Origin of the sequence: Prauserella sp. PE36 (genome assembly GCF_003311655.1) — a bacterium.
Taxonomy (GTDB): Bacteria; Actinomycetota; Actinomycetes; order Mycobacteriales; family Pseudonocardiaceae; genus Prauserella_A; species Prauserella_A endophytica.
The window spans coordinates 1-202 of the sequence record NZ_QEQT01000019.1; the positions used below are offsets into that span (position 1 = coordinate 1).

The window sequence follows — 202 nt, forward strand, 5'->3', positions numbered from 1 at the left end:
GCGCACGTGTTCGACCCCGCCAACGGCGGCGCGATCCTCTGGCAGCACCTGTTCTGGTTCTTCGGCCATCCCGAGGTCTACATCGTCGCGTTGCCGTTCTTCGGGATCATCACCGAGATCATCCCGGTGTTCAGCCGCAAACCGCTGTTCGGCTACCGGCTGATGGTGTTCGCGACGATGGGCATCACGGCGCTGTCGTTCG

At 63.4% G+C, this 202-nt stretch carries 1 protein-coding gene; it reads left to right on the forward strand.

Translation table 11 applies throughout. The features are described from left to right. A partial coding sequence (locus DI005_RS00480) for a cbb3-type cytochrome c oxidase subunit I (RefSeq protein ID WP_199542413.1) occupies positions 1-202 on the forward strand: 202 nt, incomplete at both ends.